At 72.8% G+C, this 21,957-nt stretch carries 18 protein-coding genes; 4 read left to right on the forward strand and 14 right to left on the reverse strand.

Annotated features, from left to right (window positions below; translation table 11 throughout):
• Positions 1-37 precede the first annotated feature (37 nt).
• The 6 genes from LPA54_RS08465 to LPA54_RS08490 form a co-directional block, all read right to left on the reverse strand.
• Positions 38-916 carry a shikimate dehydrogenase gene (locus LPA54_RS08465; RefSeq protein ID WP_228975373.1) on the reverse strand — a complete coding sequence of 293 codons (879 nt, stop codon included), beginning with the start codon at positions 914-916 and terminating at the stop codon, positions 38-40.
• Complete coding sequence (mltG, locus tag LPA54_RS08470) at positions 897-2,843, reverse strand: endolytic transglycosylase MltG (protein WP_228975375.1); 1,947 nt, start codon at positions 2,841-2,843, stop codon at positions 897-899. Before mltG ends, LPA54_RS08465 begins: the two co-directional genes overlap by 20 nt.
• 101 nt (positions 2,844-2,944) lie before the next feature.
• On the reverse strand, positions 2,945-3,418 hold the full coding sequence (ruvX, locus tag LPA54_RS08475; RefSeq protein ID WP_228975376.1) for a Holliday junction resolvase RuvX: 474 nt from the start codon (positions 3,416-3,418) through the stop codon (positions 2,945-2,947).
• Positions 3,418-6,087, reverse strand: coding sequence for an alanine--tRNA ligase (gene alaS / locus LPA54_RS08480; protein WP_228975378.1), 2,670 nt, complete (start codon positions 6,085-6,087; stop codon positions 3,418-3,420). Before alaS ends, ruvX begins: the two co-directional genes overlap by 1 nt.
• A complete protein-coding gene (locus LPA54_RS08485) occupies positions 6,087-6,431 on the reverse strand; it encodes a DUF6167 family protein (protein WP_228975380.1) in 345 nt (114 codons plus the stop codon). Before LPA54_RS08485 ends, alaS begins: the two co-directional genes overlap by 1 nt.
• A gap of 8 nt (positions 6,432-6,439) precedes the next feature.
• Positions 6,440-6,886: a DUF948 domain-containing protein gene (locus LPA54_RS08490; protein WP_228975381.1), complete on the reverse strand. Its 447-nt coding sequence runs from the start codon at positions 6,884-6,886 to the stop codon at positions 6,440-6,442.
• A gap of 170 nt (positions 6,887-7,056) precedes the next feature.
• Between LPA54_RS08490 and LPA54_RS08495 the strand changes: the two genes are divergently transcribed.
• The gene (locus tag LPA54_RS08495) at positions 7,057-9,204 is read left to right on the forward strand and encodes an AAA family ATPase (protein ID WP_228975383.1); all 2,148 of its coding nucleotides are present in this window, start codon (positions 7,057-7,059) and stop codon (positions 9,202-9,204) included.
• Positions 9,205-9,236: 32 nt separating this feature from the next.
• Here the strand turns inward: LPA54_RS08495 and rpsD are convergent, their stop codons facing one another.
• Entirely contained in the window at positions 9,237-9,851 is a 615-nt protein-coding gene (gene rpsD / locus LPA54_RS08500; RefSeq protein WP_064068039.1) for a 30S ribosomal protein S4, read from the reverse strand.
• A gap of 191 nt (positions 9,852-10,042) precedes the next feature.
• Here rpsD and LPA54_RS08505 point away from each other — a divergent pair, with 191 nt between their 5' ends.
• Complete coding sequence (locus LPA54_RS08505) at positions 10,043-10,750, forward strand: DUF2470 domain-containing protein (RefSeq protein ID WP_228975385.1); 708 nt, start codon at positions 10,043-10,045, stop codon at positions 10,748-10,750.
• An 89-nt stretch (positions 10,751-10,839) separates the two neighbouring features.
• Here LPA54_RS08505 and LPA54_RS08510 read toward each other — a convergent pair whose 3' ends face one another.
• The 4 genes from LPA54_RS08510 to LPA54_RS08525 form a co-directional block, all read right to left on the reverse strand.
• Entirely contained in the window at positions 10,840-12,210 is a 1,371-nt protein-coding gene (locus tag LPA54_RS08510; protein ID WP_228975387.1) for a replication-associated recombination protein A, read from the reverse strand.
• 45 nt (positions 12,211-12,255) lie between these two features.
• Complete coding sequence (locus LPA54_RS08515) at positions 12,256-12,876, reverse strand: vitamin K epoxide reductase family protein (RefSeq protein ID WP_228975389.1); 621 nt, start codon at positions 12,874-12,876, stop codon at positions 12,256-12,258.
• Positions 12,877-13,062: 186 nt separating this feature from the next.
• Positions 13,063-14,325, reverse strand: a complete 1,263-nt coding sequence (hisS, locus tag LPA54_RS08520) for a histidine--tRNA ligase (protein WP_228975391.1) — start codon at positions 14,323-14,325, stop codon at positions 13,063-13,065.
• Between the two features lie 12 nt (positions 14,326-14,337).
• The gene (locus LPA54_RS08525; protein ID WP_228975392.1) at positions 14,338-15,045 is read right to left on the reverse strand and encodes an MBL fold metallo-hydrolase; all 708 of its coding nucleotides are present in this window, start codon (positions 15,043-15,045) and stop codon (positions 14,338-14,340) included.
• A 141-nt stretch (positions 15,046-15,186) separates the two neighbouring features.
• On the opposite strand from LPA54_RS08525, the gene LPA54_RS08530 reads away from it, so the two are divergent.
• Together LPA54_RS08530 and LPA54_RS08535 are read left to right on the forward strand one after the other, a co-directional pair.
• Positions 15,187-15,981, forward strand: coding sequence for a peptidylprolyl isomerase (locus tag LPA54_RS08530; RefSeq protein ID WP_228975394.1), 795 nt, complete (start codon positions 15,187-15,189; stop codon positions 15,979-15,981).
• Positions 15,982-16,158: 177 nt separating this feature from the next.
• On the forward strand, positions 16,159-17,388 hold the full coding sequence (locus LPA54_RS08535; protein WP_228975397.1) for a DUF349 domain-containing protein: 1,230 nt from the start codon (positions 16,159-16,161) through the stop codon (positions 17,386-17,388).
• A 108-nt stretch (positions 17,389-17,496) separates the two neighbouring features.
• On the opposite strand, the gene LPA54_RS08540 is transcribed toward LPA54_RS08535, so the two are convergent.
• The 3 genes from LPA54_RS08540 to secF form a co-directional block, all read right to left on the reverse strand.
• Positions 17,497-19,998: a RelA/SpoT family protein gene (locus LPA54_RS08540; RefSeq protein ID WP_228975399.1), complete on the reverse strand. Its 2,502-nt coding sequence runs from the start codon at positions 19,996-19,998 to the stop codon at positions 17,497-17,499.
• Positions 19,999-20,326: 328 nt separating this feature from the next.
• Complete coding sequence (locus LPA54_RS08545; protein ID WP_228975401.1) at positions 20,327-20,875, reverse strand: adenine phosphoribosyltransferase; 549 nt, start codon at positions 20,873-20,875, stop codon at positions 20,327-20,329.
• Positions 20,875-21,957: a protein translocase subunit SecF gene (gene secF, locus LPA54_RS08550; protein WP_228975403.1), complete on the reverse strand. Its 1,083-nt coding sequence runs from the start codon at positions 21,955-21,957 to the stop codon at positions 20,875-20,877. Before secF ends, LPA54_RS08545 begins: the two co-directional genes overlap by 1 nt.

A 21,957-nucleotide genomic window follows, 5' to 3' on the forward strand; every position in this document is an offset into this window, starting at 1 on the left:
CACCGCGGAGGGCGTCGCTCCGCGGTGGGGCGGTGGGCTACCGCGCGGCGGCGCGCAGGGCCGACTCCCCCGCCTCCCGCATCGCGCGCAGCGGGGCCGGGGCGCTTCCGGTCATCTGCTCGACCTGGAGGACCGCCTGGTGGACGAGGAGGTCGAGGCCGCCCACCACCCGGCCGGACCGGGCGGACCAGGCGGCCGCGAGCGGTGTGGGCCAGGGGTCGTACAGCACGTCGAAGAGGGTGCCCGGCCGCTCCGGCACGTGCGCGGCGAGGGCGTCGGTGGTGCCGGCCGGGGTGGTCGCTACGACGAGGGGCGCGGTGAGCGCGCGGGGCGCGTCCGCCCAGTCGGCGGTGCGCACCTCCACCCCGAGCCGCTCGCCCCAGCCGCGCATCTCGTCGGCGCGGGCGGCGCTGCGCACGTAGGCGGTGACGGGCCCGGCGCAGACGCGGGCGAGGGCGGCGAGGGCGGAGGAGGCGGTGGCCCCCGCGCCGAGCACCGCGGCCTCCTCGACCTTCTCCACGCCGCGCTCCCCCAGGGCGGCGATCATGCCGGGGATGTCGGTGTTGTCGCCGACGCGGCGGCCGTCGCCCGTGACGACGACGGTGTTGACGGCCTCCACCGAGCGGGCCGTGTCGCTGACCGCGTCGAGCAGCGGGATGACGGCGCGCTTGAGCGGCATGGTGAGCGACAGGCCGGCCCAGGAGGCGTCGAGCCCCTCGAAGAAGCCGGGCAGGGCCGCCTCGTCGACCTCGAACCGGCCGTACGTCCAGTCGGTCAGCCCGAGCTCGGCGTAGGCGGCGCGGTGCAGGACCGGGGAGAGCGAGTGGGCGATGGGAGAGCCCAGGACCGCCGCCCTGCGCGGCCCGCCGGCCCCGCCCCCGCCGGCACCCCGCCCGTCAGCCCCCCTGGTTGTCATTGAACTTGTCCTTCAGCTTGAGGAAGTCGTCGTGCGTCTTCGCGAACTCCGTCTTGTGCATGCCGTCGGTCGCGACGAAGTACATCCAGCCGTCCGAGGTCGGTTCGAGCGCCGCCGCGAGGGCCTCCGCGCCGGGGTTGCCGATCGGACCGGGCGTGAGACCCCGGTGGTAGTACGTGTTGTACGGGTCCGGGTTGCTGTTGATCTCGGACTCGCTGATCTTGATCTCGCTCTGGCCCCGCAGGTAGTTGAAGGCCGAGTCGAACTGGAGCTTCTGGTTGGTCTCGGTGTTGTCGGGCTTGAGCCGGTTGTAGACGACCTCGCTCATCTTGCGGAAGTCGTCCTCGGTCTTGCCCTCCGCCTGGACGAGGCTCGCCACCGTGATCAGCTCCCACGGGCTCTTGAGCCCGAGGCCCTTCGCCTTGGCGGCCAGGTCGACCTTGCCGTACTCGCTGTTGGCGCGGGTGACCATCCGCTTCAGCACGTCCTCGGGCTTGTTGCCCTTGGCGACCGGGTAGTCGGCGGGGAAGAGGAAGCCCTCCAGCGGGTCCTTGACGTTCGGGTGGCCGGTCGCCCACGCGGGCAGGCCGAGGGTGCCGGCCTTCTCCAGGGCGGTCTTCTTCGTCGTCCCGGGCGCCAGCTCCAGGCGCTTGTCGATCTGCTCGTACACCCAGGCGTTGCGGCGGCCCTCGGGGATGATGAGGACGTTGCGGCTCTTGGGGCTGAGCATGGCCTCGACGGCGGACGCGGCGGACATGCCCTTCTGCAGGGTGTAGAAGCCCGGCTGGATGGACAGGCCCTTGGGGTTCTTCTCCTGCGCCGTGACGAAGGCGTCGACGCTCTTGACGACGCCCGCCTTCAGCAGGATGCCGCCGATCTCCGCGCCCACGGCGTCCTTGGGCACCTCGACGGTGACCGCCTCGCCGGTGCCCGTGCCCGTGAAGTCGGGTGAGGGGCCGAAGCGGTCCTGCCAGAACTGGTAGCCGAAGTAGCCCACGCCGCCGAGGCCGCCCGCGAGGACGAGCGCGACGAACAGGCAGGCCACGCCGTTGCGGCTCTTGCGCTTCTTGGTCCGGCCGCGGCTCTCGCGCGCGGCGCGGCGGCTCTCGGCCGGCTCGTCGTCGTACCCGCCGTCGTGGTCGTCGGAGCCGTCAGCGCCGTCGTCCCGGCCGTCGCGGCCGGCGTCGTCACCGCCGTCCCGGCCCGCGTCGTCGTCGGGCCCGTCGAAGAAGCCGCGGCGCTCCTCCCGGGGGGCGTCTTCGCGCCACTCGCCGGTCCCGTCGTCCGCGTCCCGCCGGGGGTGCGCGTCGTGGGGGTGCGGCTCGGCGCGGCGCTGGCCGGGGGGCTGCGGCGGCGGGTACGCCTCGGGGGTGCTGTACGGGTCGGCGCCCTGGCCGCCGTAGGGGTCGGCGGGGGGCGGGGGGCCGTAGGCCATGGCGGCCGGCTGTCCGGTGCCGGTGTCCCAGCCGCCGCCGTACTGCTGCCCGCCGTGGGTTCCACCGTCGTACTGCTGGGCGCCGTGCGTCCCACCGTCGTACTGCTGCCCGCCGTGGGTTCCACCGTCGTACTGCTGGGCGCCGTGCGTCCCGGGGCCGTACTGCTGTCCGCCGTGGGTTCCCGTGTCGTACTGCTGTCGGGCGTGGGCGCCCGTGTCGTACGGCTGGGCGTGGCCGGATCCGTACTGCCGGTCCTGGGCGCCGGTGCCGTACGGGTCGCCGCCCGGGGTCCCGGTGTCGTACGGGCGGCCCGCCTCGTCGTGGCCCTGTCCGGCGTATCCCTGCTGGTAGGCGTCCTGGTGACCGCCGTACTGCGGCTGCTGCTGGTAGTGGGCGCCTCCGGCCTGCTGACCGCCCCAGCCCTGGTCCCCGTACAGGGGGTCCTCGGGGTGCCAGGGCTGGGAGCCGGGGTTCCGGCCGTACTCAGTCATCGATCCCCAAACAGCCGTGAGGCTTCCGGGAGGTCCGCCTCTACGTCGTACGGCAGCTGTTCGAACGCCACCGCATCGCGCGGAACGTTACCGTATCGCGATCAGATGACCACTTCGACGCCCTCACCGGGCGGATTACCCGATACCCGTTCGGACTCAAGAGCGTTCTGCAGGATGATCACAGCGGCGGCCTGGTCGATGACCGAGCGGCCCTTCTTCGACCGCACGCCCGAGGCACGCAGCCCCTGGGTGGCGGAGACCGTGGTCATCCGCTCGTCGACCAGCCTCACGGAGACGGGGGCGACGCCCTTGGCCAGCTCCCGGGCGAAGGCACGGACCTTGGCGGCCGCCGGGCCCTCGCCCCCGTTGAGGGAGCGGGGCAGTCCGACGACGACCTCGATCGGCTCGTACTCCTCGACCAGCTGCCGCAGCCGCCGGTGGGCGGCCGGGACGTCACGTCCCGGCACGGTCTCCACCGGCGTGGCGAGGACCCCGTCGGGGTCGCACGAGGCGACCCCGATCCGGGCGTCCCCGACGTCGACCGCCAGTCGGCGTCCGCGTCGCATCGCGTTCATCAGGCCGTCTCGGCGACCAGGCGCTCGACGGCCTCGACGGCGGCGCCGACGGCGTGCGGGTCCTGGCCGCCGCCCTGAGCGACGTCCGGCTTGCCGCCACCGCCGCCGCCGAGGGTCTTGGCCGCGGTGCGGACCAGGTCGCCGGCCTTGAGGCCGCGCTCGCGGGCGGCCTCGTTGGTGGCGATCACGGTCAGCGGGCGGCCGCCCGAGGTGGAGAAGAGGGCGACGACGGCCGGGCGGTCGCCCGGGATCCGGCCGCGGACGTCGAGGACCAGCCTGCGCAGGTCGTCGGCGCCGGTGCCGTCCGGGACCTGGCCGGTGACCAGCGCCACGCCGCGGACGTCCTTGGCGGACTCGGCGAGGCCGGCGGCGGCCTGGAGCACCTTCTCGGCGCGGAACTTCTCGATCTCCTTCTCGGCGTCCTTCAGCTTGCCGAGCATGGCGGAGATCTTGTCGGGGAGCTCCTCCGGGCGGCCCTTGACCAGCTCCTGGAGCTGGGCGACGACCGTGTGCTCCCGGGCCAGGAAGTTGTACGCGTCGACACCGACGAGGGCCTCGATGCGGCGCACGCCGGAGCCGATGGAGGACTCGCCGAGCAGCTTCACCAGGCCGAGCTGCGCGGTGTTGTGGACGTGGGTGCCGCCGCACAGCTCCTTGGAGAAGTCGCCGATGGTGACCACGCGGACCTTCTCGCCGTACTTCTCGCCGAACTCGGCGATGGCGCCCTGGCGCTTCGCCTCGTCGATCGGCATGACCTCGGCGTGCACGTCGAGCTCGCGGGAGAGCACCTCGTTGATCTTCTGCTCGACGTCCGTCATGACCGCCTGGGGGACGGCGGACGGCGAGCCGAAGTCGAAGCGGAAGCGGCCGGGCTGGTTCTCCGAACCGGCCTGGGCGGCCGTCGGGCCGAGCGCGTCGCGCAGCGCCCGGTGCGTGAGGTGGGTGGCGCTGTGGGCGCGGGCGATGGCGCGGCGGCGCCGGACGTCGATGGCGGCGTAGGCGGTGGCGCCCACGGTGACCTCACCGACCTGGACCGAGCCCTTGTGCACGGAGACGCCCGGGACGGGCTGCTGGACGTCGCGGACCTCGATGACGGCGCCGCTGTGCAGCCGGATGCGGCCGGTGTCGGCGATCTGGCCGCCTCCCTCGGCGTAGAACGGCGTGCGGTCGAGGACGACCTCGACGTCGTCGCCCTCCGAGGCGGCCGGCGAGGGGACGCCGTTGACGAGGAGGCCGACGACCGTCGTCTCACCCTCGGTGCTGGTGTAGCCGGTGAACTCGGTGGCGCCGGCGGAGTCGGCGATCTCGCGGTACGCGGTGACGTCGGCGTGTCCGGTCTTCTTGGCCTTGGCGTCGGCCTTGGCCCGCTCGCGCTGCTCCCGCATCAGGCGGCGGAAGCCGTCCTCGTCCACGGAGAGGCCCTGCTCGGCGGCCATCTCCAGGGTGAGGTCGATGGGGAAGCCCCACGTGTCGTGCAGGAGGAACGCCTTGTCGCCGGAGAGGACGGTGCCGCCGGCGGCCTTCGTCTCGGTGACGGCGGTGTCGAGGATGTTGGTGCCGCCCTTGAGGGCCTTCAGGAAGGCGGCCTCCTCGGCGAGGGCGACCGTCTCGATGCGCTTGCGGTCGGTCTCCAGCTCCGGGTACTGCTCGCTCATCGTCCGGATGACCGTGTCGACGAGCCGGCCGACGACCGGGCCGGTGGCGCCCAGCAGCCGCATGTTGCGGATGGCGCGGCGCATGATGCGGCGCAGGACGTAGCCGCGGCCCTCGTTGCCCGGGGTGACGCCGTCGCCGACGAGCATGACCGAGGTGCGCATGTGGTCGGCGACGACGCGCAGGGACACGTCGCTGTCCTGGGCCTCGCCGTAGCGGACGCCGGTCAGCTCGGTGGCCTTGTCGATGACGACCTTGAGGGTGTCCGTCTCGTACATGTTGCGGACGCCCTGGAGGATCATCGCCAGGCGCTCCAGGCCGAGGCCCGTGTCGATGTTCTTGCTCGGCAGGTCGCCGAGGATCTCGAAGTCCTCCTTCGAGGTGCCCTCGCCCCGCTCGTACTGCATGAAGACGAGGTTCCAGATCTCCACGTACCGCTCGTCGTTGACGGCGGGGCCGCCCTCGACGCCGAACTCGGGGCCGCGGTCGTAGTTGATCTCGGAGCAGGGGCCGCAGGGGCCGGGGACGCCCATGGACCAGAAGTTGTCCTTCTTGCCCAGGCGCTGGATGCGCTCGGCGGGGACGCCCACGACGTCGCGCCAGATCTGCTCGGCCTCGTCGTCGTCCTGGTAGACGGTGATCCAGAGCTTCTCGGGCTCCAGGCCGTAGCCGCCGCGCGCGACCGGGGAGGTGAGCAGCTCCCAGGCGAGCTTGATGGCGCCTTCCTTGAAGTAGTCGCCGAAGGAGAAGTTGCCGCACATCTGGAAGAACGTGCCGTGGCGGGTGGTCTTGCCGACCTCTTCGATGTCCGGCGTGCGCACGCACTTCTGGACGCTGGTGGCGCGCGCGTAGGGCGGCTTGACCTCGCCGAGGAAGTACGGCTTGAAGGGGACCATGCCGGCGGGGACGAGGAGCAGAGTCGGGTCGTCCGCGATGAGCGACGCCGAAGGCACGACGGTGTGCCCGCGCTCCTCGAAGAAGCTCAGCCAGCGGCGGCGGATTTCAGCCGACTCCATCAGTGGTCCTCATTCCGGTTGTACGAGTGGGTGGGGTACGGGTGCCCCCGGCGGCCGGGGGCGTCACCGCCCGGGCCGAGGGCCGTGCGTCGGGGGGCGGGGAGGGCCGGGTCGACCGGTGCGTCCAGTCCCAGTGCCTCTTCCAGCTCCGTCTCGCGCTGGAGCATTCCCGCGCGGACGTCGAGTGCGAACTCCTTGAGCCGGTGGCCGGTCTCGATCGCCTTGTCGGCGGCCTGCGCGGCCAGGCTCTCGGGGGTGAGCTGCCTGAGCTTGCGGTTGACCTTGGTGGTGGCCCACGCGCCGGCGGCCGCGCCGGCGGTGAACCAGAATGCCCGGCGGAACATGTGTCGGGTCAGCCCTTCCGGTTCCGGCCGCCGCGCGCCTTGGGCACCGTACGGCCGATGATGACGGTGCGCCTGGTCCGTCCGCGCTCGCGCTCGGCGGGGCGCTCGGCCTTGTCACGGCCGAGTGCCCGGCGCACGCCGTAGCCGAACGCGGCGACCTTGACGAGGGGGCCGCCGAAGGTCGAGGCCACGGTGGAGGAGAGCGCGGAGGCGTTGGAGGTGACCTCCTGCACGTCCGAGGCGATCGCGTCGACCCGGTCGAGTTGGGTCTGCGCGGAGCGCACGGTCGCCGAGGCGTCGGCCAGCAGGGGAACCGCCTGCTCGGTCACGTCCGCCACGAGCCGGGTGGTCGCCCTGAGCGTCTGGGCCAGCCTCACCAGCACCACGGCCAGGAAGGACACCAGGATCGCCCAGAAGACGGCCACCAGGATCCCGGCAACCTCTCCACCGGTCACTGTGCACCGCTCTCTGCTCGTCGAAGCCCGTTGATTGTTCGGCAGCTGAAAAGTCGTCCTCCGAGCCTATCGCGCCCGTGGTCGCTCCCCGAACCGGATCCGCGGCCACCGGGCCGCCGCGACAAGGCCGATTGTACGGAGAGCACCCTCGTGGGTACGCTCCGTGTCCCATGCGACGGAGCAATCTCCCGGCGGAGCTCAACGGGTTCGTGGGCCGCGCGGCCGAACGGGCGGAACTCGACGGACTGATGGCGGAGTTCCGGCTCGTCACGGTGGTGGGCATGGGCGGGGTCGGCAAGTCACGGCTGGTCCTGGCGGCCGCGCGCGCGGCGCAGAATCGCTACTGCGACGGGGTGTGGCTGGTGGAGCTGGCGCACCTGCGCGACCCCGGCCTGGTGGAGCACGCCCTGGTGGAGGCGCTGGGACCGGCGGACGGGACGAGCAGGCCGCCGCGGGACGTGCTCGCCGACCACCTGGCCGACCGGCGGCTGCTGCTGGTCCTGGACGGTTTCGAGCACCTGGTGGAGGCGTGCGCGGAGCTGGTGCGGCGGCTGCTGCGGAGTGCGCCGGGGCTGGTGGTGCTGGCGGCCGGCCGACGGCCGCTGCGGCTGGACGGCGAGGCGGTGCTGCCGCTGGCGCCGATGTCCGACGGGGACGCGGTGCGGCTGTTCACGGAGCGGGCGGTGGCGGCGTACCCCGCGTTCCGGGCGGAGGTCGGCGCTCCGGTGCGGGAGCTGTGCCGGCGGTTGGACGGGATCCCGCTGGCGCTGGAGCTGGCCGCGGGGCGGTTGCCGGCGCTGACGGTGGAGCAGGTGCTGAGGCGCCTGGACGACCGGTTCCGGCTGCTGACCGGGGGCACGCGGGGCGCGCCGGCCCGGCACCGGGCGCTGCGGACGGCGATCGGCTGGAGCCACGAGCTCTGCACGCCGCAGGAGCGGCTGCTGTGGGCGCGGCTGTCGGTGTTCGCCGGCCCCTTCGACCTGGAGGCGGCGGAGTACGTGTGCGGTGGGCCCGACCTGCCGGCGGACCGGGTGCTGGACGTGCTGGGCGAGTTGGTGGCCCAGTCGGTGGTGGCGCGGGAGGCGGACCCGGCGGGGCCGCGCTTCCGCCTGCTGGACACGGTCGCGGAGTACGGGGCGGAGTGGCTGGAGGCGCTGGGGGACGCGCGGCGGGTGCGGCGGCGGCACCGCGACTGGTACACGGGGCTGGCGACCTGGTGCGAGCTGGACTGGTACGGGCCCCGGCAGGCGGAGGTCGCGGCGTGCGCGGAGAGCGCGCTGCCGAACCTGCGGGCGGCGCTGGAGGTGTGCCTGGAGACGCCGGGCGAGGCGCATCTGGCGCAGCACCTGGCGGGCACGCTCTGGTTCTACTGGGTGGGGTGCGGGCGGCTCGCGGAGGGGCGGCACTGGTTGGACCGGGCGCTGTCGTCGGCCTCGGACCACGAGGAGGCGCGGCTGAAGGCACTGTGGGTGCTGGGGTACGTGGCGATCCTCCAGGGGGACCAGACGGCGGCGCTGCGGGCGCTGCACGAGTGCGGCGAGCGGGCGGCGCTGAGCGGCAACGCGCTGGCCGCGGCGTACACGACGCACCGCACGGGGTGCCTGGCGCTGCTGTCGGACGACATGCCGCGCGCCGAGGAGCTGCTGAGCCGGGCCCTGGGGGCGTACCGGGAGCTCGGCGAGGTGAACAGCCAGGTGCTGATGGGGCAGGTGGAGCTGGCGATCGCCCGGGTGTTCCAGGGGGACCTCGAGTCGGCGGTGGCCCTGTGCGAGGACGTGCGGGAGGTGTGCGAGGAGCGCGGCGAGCGGTGGACGCGGGCGTACGCGCTGTACGTGCTGGCGTACGCGGCCTGGACGCGCGGGGACCACGTGGCGGCGCGGGGGCTGCTCGACGAGTGCGTGGCGATCGACCACGCCTTCCACGACCTGGTGGGGCTGGTGCTGGCGGTGGAGCTGCTGGCGCTGGTGACGGCGAGCGAGGGCGACCCGGCGGAGGCCGCGGTGCTCCAGGGGGCGGCGGGCGCAATGTGGGAGAGGGTGGGGCCGCCGCTGTTCGGTTCGGCGTACTTCGGCGCCCCGCGGACCCTGTGCGAGCAGCGGGCCGTCGAGCTGCTGGGCGCGGAGCGCTTCGCGAGGCACCTGGCGGAGGGCGGACGGCTGTCGCTCGACGAGGCGGTGGCGCGGGCGCTGGCGGGAAGGGGGCGGCGGGGGGCCGGGGATCCGGCGGGCGGGCGGGCCCGGCGCGGGGGGCTGCGGGTGCCGGGTACGCGGAAGCCCGCCGGCTCCCCCACCCGGAAGGGAGGGGAGGCGGCGGGCTGAGACCGCTGCGGTGGAGTGGTACCGCGCCCGGGTCAGCGGGCGTAGTACTCGACGACCAGCTGCTCGTCGCAGATGACCGGGATCTCCTTGCGGTTCGGCTCGCGGTCGAGGCGGAAGGCCAGGGCCTTCAGGTTGACCTGCAGGTAGCGCGGGGTCTCGCCGTCGGGGGCGAAGCCACCCTCACGGGCGACCTGGAAGAGCGTCTTGCTGCGCGAGCGCTCGCGGACCATCACGACGTCGTCGGGGCGGACGCGGAAGGACGGCTTGTCGACCTTGCCGCCGTTGACCTCGATGTGGCCGTGGACGACCATCTGGCGGGCCTGGTAGATGGTGCGGGCGATGCCCGAGCGCAGGACCAGGGCGTCGAGGCGGCGCTCGAGCTCGACGACCAGCGCCTCGCCCGTCTTGCCCTCGGCCTTCTTGGCGCGGTCGTAGGCGCGGGCCATCTGGCGCTCGCTGATGTCGTACTGGGCGCGCAGACGCTGCTTCTCGAGCAGACGGACCTTGTAGTCCGAGTTCTGCTTGCGACCCCGGCCGTGCTCACCCGGCGGGTACGGGCGGGCCTCGAAGTACTTGACGGCCTTCGGCGTCAGGGCGATGCCGAGCGCACGGGACTTCTTGACCTTGGGACGCGACTGGTTAGGCACGTTCTCCAGACCTCCGAAATAGGTTAGGTTAGGCTCACCTTACTCAAGGAGATCGCATGTCTCGCCCTGGGAACACCACGCGCATCACAGACAGCAGCACAAAGAACGATGCCTCTCAGAAGGGCACCGATGTGACGGAGGTCCGATCAGCTCATGGTCAGCCGCGTCCCAGCGGGCTTGAGATCGCCCGGATGCCGTCAGCAGCCGAGCGCACACGAACTCTCGTACAGGGTACATGCTCCGCGGTGCTGCTGATCCCGGGGGCGAGCGCGCCCCTCCTCGACCAGCTCGCCCCCGACGCCCGGGCCGTCGACCCGGACGGGGCGGTCCTGCTGCTCTACCCCGCCGACTCCCCGGCCGTACGGGCCGCCACACACGCGCAGGACGACGAGCTGCCGGCCGTGCTGGAGCTCACCGACGTGGCCCCCGTCGCCGTGCCCGACCGGGTCCGCGGCCGCGCGTGGGCCTCGGGGTGGCTCACCGCCTTGCCCGGCGCCGCCGACGAGCCCGGCCACACGATGCTCCGCCTGGAGGTCGGCGACCTGTACGTGGACGACCTGTGGGGCGCCGACGCCGTCGACCCGGAGGAGTTCGCCCGGGCGGCCCCCGATCCGCTGCGCGCGTACGAGACCGAGCTGCTCCAGCACCTGGCCGCCGCCCACGACGGGCAGATGCTCGCCCTCACCTCGCTGCTCGGCGAGCGCGCCGGCGCGGGCCCCTCGGCCGTGCGCGGGGTGGCGCCGCTCGCCCTCGACCGGTTCGGGCTGCGGGTGCGCTGCCGCAACGCCGACCGCCGCACCTTCGACGCGCGCTTCGACTTCCCCGAACCCGTCCGGGACGTGCACGGCCTGCGGCGCGCCATGCACGCCCTCTTCGAGGCGGCGGCCCGGGAGGACTGAGCCGCCCGGAGGCGCCCCGCGGCGCCGGAGCGGGCCGGAGGCGAGGGGTACGAGAGGCACGCGACCGGCTGTCACGCCCCGGGCCTCCCCTATGACTGCGCCGGTCCGGACGGGTCGCCGCGCAGGCGCCCGCGCACCCTCTCCACCACGTCCGCGTACCGCGCCTCGGCGCCGTACCGCGTGGGGCGGTAGTACTGGCGGCCCTCGACCGTGTCCGGGGCGTACTGCTGGGCGGCGATGCCGCCGGGGACGTCGTGCGGGTAGACGTACCCCTTCGCGTGCCCCAGCTTGGCGGCGCCCTTGTAGTGGCCGTCGCGCAGGTGGGACGGGACGGGGCCGGCCAGCCCGGCCCGCACGTCGGCCTGCGCCGCCTGGATGGCGAGCGTCGCCGCGTTGGACTTCGGCGCGAGGGCGAGCGCGATGGTGGCGTGGCTGAGCGTCAGCGCGGCCTCCGGGAAGCCGATCATCGCCACCGCCTGGGCCGCCGCGACCGCCGTGGGCAGGGCGGTGGGGTCGGCGAGGCCGATGTCCTCGCTCGCGGAGATCATCAGGCGGCGGGCGATGAACCGGGGGTCCTCCCCCGCCTCGATCATCCGGGCCAGGTAGTGCAGGGCCGCGTCCACGTCCGAGCCCCGGATCGACTTGATCAGGGCGCTCGCCACGTCGTAGTGCTGGTCGCCGTCCCGGTCGTAGGCCACCGCGGCGCGGTCGACGGTCTCCTCCACCGTCGCCAGGGTGATCTCCGGCTCGCCCTTGGCGAGGGCGGCTCCGGCCGCGGCCTCCAGCGCCGTCAGCGCGCGCCGCGCGTCACCCCCCGCGATGCGCAGCAGGTGCGCCTCCGCGTCCTCGGGGAGCGTGACCGCCCCGCCCAGGCCGCGCTCCTCGGTGAGCGCCCGCGCCAGCAGCCCGCGCAGGTCGTCGTCGGTGAGCGGCTCCAGCGTGAGCAGCAGGGAGCGGGAGAGCAGCGGGGAGATCACCGAGAAGTACGGGTTCTCCGTGGTCGCCGCGATCAGCGTGACCCAGCGGTTCTCCACGGCCGGCAGCAGCGAGTCCTGCTGCGCCTTGCTGAACCGGTGGATCTCGTCCAGGAACAGCACGGTCTCCTTGCCGAAGCCGCCCGCCGCGCGGCGGGCGCCGTCGATGACCGCGCGGACCTCCTTGACGCCCGCGGTGATCGCGGACAGCTCCGTGAACCGCTTGTTGGTCGCCTTGGAGACGACGTAGGCGAGGGTGGTCTTGCCGATGCCCGGCGGCCCCCAAAGGATCACGGAGGAGGCGCCGGCGGGGCCGCCCGCGCCGTCCCCGACGAGGCGGCGCAGCGGTGACCCCGGCTTCAGCAGGTGCCGCTGGCCCACCACCTCGTCCAGGGTGCGCGGGCGCATCCGGACCGCCAGCGGGGTGCTGGACGGGTCCTTCTCCTGGCGGTCCTCGGCTGCGGCGGTAAAGAGGTCGGGCTCCACGCCATGAAGCCTATGTCAGCCCACTGACAGGGCCCCGGGGGCCCGTCACCTGAACCAGAGGTCCCACCAGCGCGTCAGGATGAGCATCCCGATGATGCCGATGTGCAGCACCGGCAGCACCCAGGTGAACTCGTCGAGGAAGCGCCGCAGCCCGGCGGGCGCGGGCAGGACGCCGTTGCGGAGGTTGTGCGAGGTCACGTACCAGAACATGACGATGGTCGCGACCCAGGCGAGGCAGCACCACAGGCACAGGGCGTTGATGACGTACAGGGACTGCACCATCAGCCAGGTGCAGAAGGCGACGCCGAGGAAGGTGCCGGTGTTGAGGCCGAGCCAGTACCAGCGGCGGTACCGGGCGCCCGCGAGGAGGCCGGCGCCGATCGCGACGACCATGCCGTACGTGACCAGGCCGAGCATGGGGTTGGGGAAGCCGAAGACGGACGCCTGGTCGCTCTTCATGATGCTGCCGCAGGCCACGATCGGGTTGAAGCTGCAGCCGGGGACGTAGGTGGGGTCCTCCAGGAGCTTGAACTTGTCGAGGGTGATCACCCACGCGGCGAGCACCCCGGCCGCACCGGTGACGACCAGCATCCAGGCGAACGCCCGGCTCGCACCGAGGGAGCGGGAGTCCGGGGACCTCTCGTCAACCGCCGCTTTCGTCGTCATACCAGCCGTTCCGTCAGTAGGGGATGGGGTGGTGGGCCCTGGTCGGGACCGTGGTCATTGTGCCGGACGAGGGCCCGTGTCCGCCGTTCGATGGACATAAGGAGGGCGGGGCACCCGCCTGCGGTGCCCCGCCCTCCTCCTCCCGTCCCGCGGCCCGGCCGGGCCGCCGCGTCCCGCCCTGCCCGGTCAGGCCGTCTTTCCCCGCAGGGTCGCCACGACGGCGTCCAGCGCGACCGGCTCCTGCTCGCCGCTCCCCATGTCCTTGAGCTGGACCACGCCCTCCGCGAGGTCGCGCTCACCCGCGACGAGCGCGTAGCGGGCTCCCGAGCGGTTCGCCGCCTTCATGCCCGCCTTCATGCTCTTGCCGCCGTACGCCATGTCCGTGGCGACACCGGCCTTGCGGAGCTCCGTGACCAGCGCGAACAGGCGCCGCTTGGCGTCCTCGCCCACCGCCACGGCGAAGACGTCCGTCGCCCCGGGGACGTCGAGCGCGACGCCCTCGGCCTCCAGCGCCAGGACCGTGCGGTCGACGCCGAGGGCCCAGCCGACGGACGGCAGCGCCGGGCCGCCGATCATCTCGGACAGGCCGTCGTAGCGGCCGCCGCCACCCACCGCGGACTGCGCGCCGAGCCCGTCGTGGACGAACTCGAAGGTGGTGCGGGTGTAGTAGTCGAGCCCGCGCACCAGCCGCTCGTCGTCCTCGAAGGCGACGCCCGCCGCGGTCAGCAGCTCGCGCACCTCCTGGTGGTACGCCTTGCACGCCTCGCAGAGGTGGTCGCGCAGCAGCGGCGCCCCGGCCAGCTGCGCCTGGACGTCCGCGCGCTTGTCGTCGAGGACCCGCAGCGGGTTGATCTCGATGCGGCGGCGGGTGTCCTCGTCGAGGTCCAGGCCGCGCAGGAAGCCCTGGAGCGCCTCGCGGTAGATCGGGCGGCACTCCTTGTCGCCCAGCGAGTTGAGCAGGATGCGGAAGTCGCGCAGGCCGAGCGAGCGGTACGCCTGGTCGGCCAGGATGATCAGCTCGGCGTCCAGCGCCGGGTCCTCGGCGCCGATCGCCTCGGCGCCGACCTGCGAGAAGTGGCGGTAGCGGCCCTTCTGCGGACGCTCGTAGCGGTAGTACGAGCCGGAGTACCAGAGCTTGACCGGGAGGTTGCCGGCCTTGTGGAGGTTGGCCTCCAGGGCGGCGCGCAGGACGGAGGCGGTGCCTTCGGGGCGCAGGGCGAGCCGGTCGCCGCCCTTGGTCTCGAAGGCGTACATCTCCTTGGTCACGATGTCGGTGGACTCACCGACGCCGCGTGCGAACAGCTCGACGTTCTCGAAGCCGGGCGTCTCGACGTAGCCGTAGCCGGAGGCGCGCAGCGGCGCGGCGATCGCCTCGCGGACCGCCAGGTAGGTCGCCGAGTCGGGCGGCAGCAGGTCGTAGGTGCCCTTGGGGGCCTGGAAAGTACTCACGGGACTCTCTCGTCACATTCCTCGTCGGGGAGCCGAGGGGCTCCCGTGGCCGTCCGCCACCTGCCGCAGGTACGGGTTGGTGGCGCGCTCGCGGCCGATGGTCGTCTGGGGGCCGTGGCCGGACAGCACCACGGTCGAGTCGTCGAGCGGCAGGCACACGCGTGCCAGCGACGCGAGCATCTCGTCCATGTCACCACCGGGCAGGTCGGTGCGTCCGATGGAGCCGGCGAAGAGCAGGTCGCCCGAGAAGAAGACCGGCGGGACGTCCGCGGCCTCGGGCATCCCGAAGGTCACCGACCCCTTGGTATGGCCGGGCGCGTGCGCGACGGTGAGCTCCAGTCCGGCCAGCTCCAGGCGGGCGCCGTCGGTGAGCTCGTGGACGTCGTCCGGCTCCCCCACGGTCAGCTCCCCCATGAGGGGCATGCCGATCGAGCGGCCGAGGGCCTTCTCCGGGTCGCTCATCATGTACCGGTCGGCCGGGTGGATCCACGCGGGCACGTCGTGGGCACCGCAGACGGGGACGACGGACGCGACGTGGTCGATGTGCCCGTGGGTGAGCACGACCGCCACGGGCTTGAGCCGATGCTTCCTCAGCGTCTCCTCGACGCCGGCGGCGGCCTGGTGGCCGGGGTCGATGATCACGCACTCCTCGCCCGCGGCGGGGGCGACCAGGTAGCAGTTGGTCCCCCAGGCCCCGGCCGGGAACCCGGCAATAAGCACGATCGTCCTCAGATAGTCGTCCGGCGGAAGAATGCAGCAGATCAGAGCCTACCGGCGCTGCTCTTTCCACAGCCAACCCGTATACCGTACGGGCACACCAGCCCCGGACGGGACAGCGACGACGGAGGAGGAGAGGACCCGGTGGTCAGCAACGATCAGCGGCGGCGGCAGCTCGCGCGGGAGAAGTTCGAGCGGCAGCAGCGGCGCCGCGAGGAGTCGCGCAGGAAGGCGAAGCGGCGCAACACCGTCGTCGCCGCGGTGCTCGCCGTGGTGCTCGCGGCGGGCGGTGCGGTGTACGCCTCGGTGCAGCTGACCGGCGGCGACCGCGACGAGGTGGACGCCGCTCCCGGCACCGAGGCCGGCCCCACGCCGAGCGCGCCCTCGCCGTCGACGTCGCCGGAGCCGCCGATGTCGGTGGACACGAAGGCGACGTACACCATGGCGCTCAGGACGACCCACGGCGACGTCACGGTCACGATGGACGCCGCGAAGACGCCGCGCACGGTGAACTCCTTCCGCCATCTCGCGGAGCGCGGGTACTTCGACGGCACGAAGTGCCACCGGCTGACCACGCAGGGCATCTACGTGCTGCAGTGCGGCGATCCGACGGGCGAGGGCACCGGCGGGCCGGGCTACCACCTCCCGGACGAGAACCTTGCCTCCCTCGGCAAGCCCGGCCCGAACGGCAAGGTGCCCTTCAAGGCGGGCACGGTCGCCATGGCCAACACCGGCACGCCCGGCACCGGCGGCAGCCAGTTCTTCCTCGTCTACCGGGACAGCGAACTGCCCCCCTCGTACACCCCGTTCGGCACGATGGACGCCACCGGGCTGAAGGTGGTCCGGAAGATCGCCGAGGGCGGTGCCGAGGGCCGGACCGGGGACGGTGCGCCGAAGAAGCCCGTCACGATCGAAAAGGCCACGGTCGGCAAGAGGTGAACCGCTCGATTTCGGTCGTGCTGGGAGCGGACAGCCGGGCGGCCGGTCGCCTAGATTGGCGTTGTGCAGCGCGGACTGGATGCGCGCTGTGAGGGGCGGGCGAGGCCCGTCCGGGAAACTGTGGACGATGCCCGGGGGGAAGACTCCCCGTCAGCGGCATCATGTGGAGGAGGCGCTGTGAGCAGCGACCCGTGGGGCCGCGTCGACGAGACGGGCACCGTGTACGTGCGTACTGCCGACGGCGAGAAGGTCGTCGGCTCGTGGCAGGCCGGTTCCCCCGAGGAGGCACTGGCCTACTTCGAGCGCAAGTACGAGGGCCTGGTGGTCGAGATCGGCCTCCTCGAACGGCGGGTGAAGACCACCGACCTGTCCGCGAAGGACGCGATGACCGCGATCGACCACCTGCGCACGCAGGTGGACGAGCACCACGCGGTCGGCGACCTCGCGGCGCTCGGCGAGCGGCTCGACAAGCTGGTGGAGACGGTCGAGTCGCGCCGCGAGGAGCGCAAGGTCCAGAAGGCGAAGCAGACCGACGAGGCGCGCCGCGCCAAGGAGCAGTTGGTCGCGGAGGCCGAGGAGCTGGCGCAGAGCGAGCAGTGGCGGTCGGCCGGTGAGCGGCTGCGGGCCCTGGTGGACACGTGGAAGGGCCTGCCGCGGCTCGACCGGAAGTCCGACGACGAGCTGTGGCACCGCTTCTCGCACGCCCGGTCGGCGTTCTCGAAGCGGCGCAAGGCGCACTTCGCGGCGCTCGACGCGCAGCGCGAGGAGGCCCGCCGGACGAAGGAGCGGCTGGTCGCGGAGGCCGAGTCGCTGTCGGGCTCCACGGACTGGGGCACGACGGCCGCCCGGTACCGCGAGCTGATGACGGAGTGGAAGGCCGCGGGGCGGGCGCAGCGCGAGCACGAGGACGACCTGTGGAACCGTTTCCGCGGCGCGCAGGACGTGTTCTTCGCGGCGCGCGGCGCGGTGTTCGCCGAGCGTGACGCCGAGCAGGGCGAGAACCTCAAGCTGAAGGAGGAGCTCGTCACCGAGGCCGAGAAGCTGGTCCCGGTGACGGACCTGAAGGCGGCGCGGGCGGCGTTCCGCGCCGTCAACGAGCGCTGGGAGGCCATCGGTCACGTGCCGCGGGACGCCCGGCCGAAGATCGAGGCCCGTATGCACGCGGTGGAGCGGGCGATCCAGGAGGCCGAGGAGGCCGAGTGGCGCCGGACGAACCCCGAGGCGCGGGCCCGCGCCGCGGGGCTGACCGGCCAGCTCCAGGACGCGGTCGACAAGCTCCGCAAGCAGATCGACGCGGCACGCGCCGCGGGCAACGACGCCAAGGCCGAGAAGCTCGCGCGTGAGCTGGAGGGCCGCCAGGCGCTGCTCGACCAGGCGCTCAAGGGGCTCCAGGAGTTCGGCGGCTGACGACGCCCGGCCGGTGAGCCGGCGGGTCCCGCCCGCCGCCGCGCGTGACGAGAGGGCCTCCCCGGCGCCGGGGAGGCCCTCCTCGCTGTGTGCCGGGCCCGCGGGGTGCTACGGGCGGCGGGCCGAGGTCACGCGGTACACGTCGTACACGCCCTCCACGCCCCGGACGGCCTTCAGCACGTGCCCCAGGTGCTTGGGGTCGCCCATCTCGAAGGTGAAGCGGGACGTCGCCACCCGGTCCCGGGAGGTCTGGACGGCCGCCGACAGGATGTTGACGTGCTGGTCGGACAGGACGCGGGTGACGTCCGACAGGAGCCGGGAGCGGTCCAGCGCCTCGACCTGGATGGCGACGAGGAACACCGACGACTGGGTGGGCGCCCACTCGACGTCGAGCATCCGCTCGGGCTGCTGCGACAGGGAGTCGACGTTCACGCAGTCGGCACGGTGAACCGATACTCCACTGCCCCGGGTGACGAAGCCGATGATCGGGTCGCCGGGCACGGGCGTGCAGCAGCGCGCCAGCTTCACCCACACGTCCTCGACGCCCTTGACGACGACGCCCGGGTCGGCCTTGGCGCGGCGCTTGCCGCGGCCGCGCGCCGGGGGCGCCGACTCGGCGATGTCCTCGGTGGCCGCCTCCTCGCCGCCGAGGGCCTGCACGAGCTTCTGGACGATGGACTGGGCCGTGACGTGGCCCTCGCCGATCGCCGCGTACAGCGAGGAGATGTCGCTGTAGCGCATCTCGTGGGCGAGCGTGACCAAGGAGTCGCCGGTGAGGATCCGCTGGATCGGCAGGTTCTGCTTGCGCATGGCGCGGGCGATGGCGTCCTTGCCGTGCTCGATCGCCTCCTCGCGGCGCTCCTTGGAGAACCAGGCGCGGATCTTGTTGCGGGCGCGGGGCGACTTGACGAAACCGAGCCAGTCGCGGGACGGGCCCGCGCCGGCCGCCTTGGAGGTGAAGACCTCCACCAGGTCGCCGTTGTCGAGGGTCGACTCGAGCGGGACGAGCCGCCCGTTGACCCGGGCCCCTATGGTGCGGTGGCCGACCTCGGTGTGCACCGCGTACGCGAAGTCGACGGGGGTGGCGCCCGCCGGGAGCGCTATGACGTCGCCCTTGGGGGTGAAGACGAAGACCTCGTTGCGCGACAGGTCGAAGCGCAGGGACTCCAGGAACTCGCTGGGGTCCTCCGTCTCCTTCTGCCAGTCGAGCAGCTGGCGCAGCCACGCCATGTCGTTGATGTGGTCGTCCTTGCCGGCCTTCTTCGGCACGTCGGTGCGCACCTTGGAGGCGCCGGCGACGGCCTCCTGCTTGTACTTCCAGTGCGCGGCGATGCCGTACTCGGCCCGGCGGTGCATGTCGAAGGTGCGGATCTGCAGTTCGACGGGCTTGCCGTTGGGTCCGATGACCGTCGTGTGGAGCGACTGGTACATGTTGAACTTCGGCATCGCGATGTAGTCCTTGAACCGGCCGGGGACCGGGTTCCACCGCGCGTGGACGGTGCCGAGGGCCGCGTAGCAGTCGCGGACCGTGTCGACGAGGACGCGGATGCCCACCAGGTCGTAGATCTCCGCGAAGTCACGGCCGCGGACGATCATCTTCTGGTAGACGCTGTAGTAGTGCTTGGGGCGGCCGGTGACGGTCGCCTTGATGCGGGCGGAGCGCAGGTCGGCCTGGACCTCGTCGGTCACTATGGCGAGGTACTCGTCCCGCTTGGGGGCGCGCTCGGCGACGAGGCGGACGATCTCGTCGTACATCTTGGGGTAGAGGATCGCGAAGGCGAGGTCCTCCAGCTCCCACTTGATGGTGTTCATGCCGAGGCGGTGGGCGAGCGGCGCGTAGATCTCCAGCGTCTCGCGCGCCTTCTTCTCCTGCTTCTCCCGCTTCAGGTAGCGCATGGTGCGCATGTTGTGCAGGCGGTCGGCGAGCTTGATGACGAGGACACGGGGGTCCTTCGCCATGGCGACGACCATCTTGCGGACCGTCTCGGCCTGCGCGGCCTCGCCGAACTTGACCTTGTCCAGCTTGGTGACGCCGTCGACGAGGAGGGCGACCTGGTCGCCGAAGTCGCGGCGCAGGTCCTCCAGGCCGTACTCGGTGTCCTCCACGGTGTCGTGCAGGAGGCCGGCCATCAGCGTCGCGGGGTCCATGCCCAGCTCGGCGAGGATGGTGGTGACGGCGAGCGGGTGGGTGATGTACGGGTCGCCGCTCTTGCGCTTCTGCCCGCGGTGCCAGCGTTCGGCCACCTGGTAGGCGAACTCGATCTGGCGCAGAGTAGCCGTTTCGATCTTCGGGTCGTTGCTCCGCACTATGCGCAGGAGCGGTTCGAGGACCGGGTTGTACGGCGAGGAGCGCTGGACGCCGAGCCGGGCGAGCCGGGCCCGCACGCGGTTGGAGGAGCCGGCGGCGCGGGCGGGGGCGGCGGACGCCGGCTTGGGGGCCGAGACCGGGACCGGGCGCTCGGCTCGGGGCGGGTCCGCGGGGGCGGGCTTGGCCCCGGTGCCCTTGCCCGGGGCGTCCTGCCTGGTCGGCGGCGTGGCGGAGGTTGCCGCGGCCTGGTCGGCCCGCTGGTCGGGGGTCGCGGCGGAGAGTGGCTGGGCCTCGTCTGGCAAGGGCGCTCCTCGTGCGGGTCCGGGTCCCCCGGTGAGCCCCGGAAATCCCATGGTATCCACCCCGGGCGCCCCGCTCGCCCCGGGCGGGAGCGCGGGGCCCGCGCAACGGGACCCGGCGTTCCCGGATGCCCCTCGGTACGTTTTCGGCCGCCCGGCCGACATCCGGCGGCCCGGGGGCGCCGGGGCCCCCGCTGGACCGGGTACGCCGGGAGGCCGGGTACGCCGTGGGGCCGGGTACGCCGGGAGGCCGGGTACGCCGTGGGGCCGGGTACGCCGCGGGGGCGCCCCGGCCCTCGGCCCGGACGCCCCCACGGCGCTGCTCGTCACGTCAGAGCCGGATGACCGCCTCCAGCGGGGCACCGCGCAGCGCCGGCTCCAGGCGGGCGCGGCCGCCGAGGAAGCCGAGCTCCATCAGCACCGAGACCCCGACGACCTCGGCCCCGGCCCGCCGGACGAGGTCCAGCGACGCCTCGGCCGTGCCGCCGGTGGCGAGCACGTCGTCGATGACCAGGACGCGGTCGCCCGCGGCGAGGTCCTCGGCGTGGACCTCGATCTCGGCCGTACCGTACTCCAGCTCGTACGCCTGCCGGAGCGTGGCGCCGGGGAGCTTGCCCGCCTTGCGGACCGGGATGAAGCCGACCCCGGTGGCGACCGCGACGGGGGCGGCGAGGATGAACCCGCGCGCCTCCAGCCCGACGATCCTCGTGGCGCCGTGGCGCACGCACTGCTCGGCGAAGACGCCGGTCAGGGCGGCGAACGCCTCGGGGTCCGCGAGCAGCGGCGTGATGTCCTTGAACACCACACCGGGCTCGGGGTGGTCGGCGACGTCCCGGATGCGGCTGAGCAGCAGCTCCCGGACCGCGGTCGTGGTCGTCATCAGCGCTTCTCCGTGGGCCGGCCGCGGCGGCCGCGCGGGCCGACCACGCCCGCGGCCGCGGCGCCCTCCGGCACCTCGGCGAGGGCGTCGCCGTCCTGCGTCTCGCCCTTCGCCGCCGCCGCGGCGCGCTTGGCCAGGACGCGCTTCTTCAGCGCCTGCATCTGCGGGTCGCGCTCCTTGAGGTCCGCGACGAGCGGGGTGGCGATGAAGATGGACGAGTAGGCACCGGCGGCGAGGCCGACGAACAGCGACAGCGAGATGTCGTTGAGCATGCCCGCGCCCAGGAAGCCGCCGCCGATGAAGAGCAGGCCGGCGACGGGCAGGAGCGCCACGACGGTGGTGTTGATCGAGCGGACCAGCGTGCCGTTGAGGCTGCGGTTGGCGATCTCGCTGTAGGTGTAGCGGGTCTGCTTGGTGATGTCCTTCGCCCCCTCCTTCAGACCGTCGAAGACGACGACGGTGTCGTAGAGGGAGTAGCCGAGGATGGTGAGCAGACCGATCACGGTGCCCGGCGTGACTTCGAAGCCGACGAGCGCGTACACGCCGACGGTGATCGTGAGGTCGTGGATGAGCGCGATGAGCGCGGCGACCGCCATTCGCCACTCGAAGGCGAAGGCCAGGTAGATGACGACCAGGATCATGAAGACGCCGAGGCCGGTCCACGCCTTGTTGGCGATCTGCTCACCCCAACTGGGGCCGACCAGCTCGGCGGTGATGTCCTTCGCGGGGACGTCGATGCCGGCGGCGATCTCGTCCTTCAGGGCGTTGGCCTGCTGGGTGTCCATGCCGGAGACCTGGATGCGCAGCCCGCCGGTGCCGAGTTCCTGGACGATCGCGTCGTGCCCCGCGGTCTCCTCGGCGATCTCCTCCGCCTTGGAGGCGGAGACGGTGGTCTGCGGCGTCGTGTAGACGGCGCCGCCCTTGAACTCGATGCCCATGTTCAGGCCGCGCACCGCCAGACCGACGATGGCGGTGATCGTGATCAGGATGGAGACCGCGTACCAGAGCTTGCGCTTGGCGACGAAGTCGTACCCGACCTCACCGCGGTAGAGACGGGCGCCGAGATTTCCGAGTCGCGACAT

The sequence above is a fragment of the Streptomyces sp. DH12 genome, assembly GCF_020873895.1.
GTDB lineage: Bacteria > Actinomycetota > Actinomycetes > Streptomycetales > Streptomycetaceae > Streptomyces.